The organism is Rhizobium sp. P2_G9 (assembly GCF_056403475.1).
In genome coordinates, this window is the sequence record NZ_JBFUFK010000142.1 from 1 (window position 1) to 489 (window position 489).

Annotated in this window: 1 protein-coding gene; it reads left to right on the forward strand. The window is 65.0% G+C overall.

What is annotated here, in order from left to right; genetic code table 11:
* Positions 1–489 (forward strand): YsnF/AvaK domain-containing protein (locus AC1DYF_RS40385; RefSeq protein WP_477884558.1); only part of this gene is annotated, 489 nt, incomplete at both ends.

A 489-nucleotide genomic window follows, 5' to 3' on the forward strand; every position in this document is an offset into this window, starting at 1 on the left:
GCAGGCCGCGGCTTCGCTTCTGGGCGTCGCTCGGCGACTTCTTTTTCCCCGACGAGGACCGCGCGGTCTACGCCGAGGGCCTGCGCCGCGGCGGCTATCTTGTAACGGTGGACGCCGTCACGGAAGCCCAGCATGACAAGGCCGTCGACATCCTCGACGACGAGGGCACGATCGATGTCGACGAGTGGGCCGATTCCTGGCGCGCCGAAGGCTGGAGCGCGGACAAATACACCGCCGACTCGACCAACGCGCCGCTTTCTACGTCCGCCGAGCAGGCGGCCCGGATGACTGAAGACGCGTTCGCTTCGGATCGTTCGGGTGACGGAAACGTCATCCCGGTCGTCGAAGAACAGCTTCGCGTCGGCAAGCGTGACGTCAATGCAGGCAACGTTCGCGTTCGCTCCTATGTCGTCGAGACGCCTGTCAGCGAGACCGTTACCCTGCGCGATGAAAACGTGGCGGTAGAGCGTCGCAGTGTCGACCGTCCAC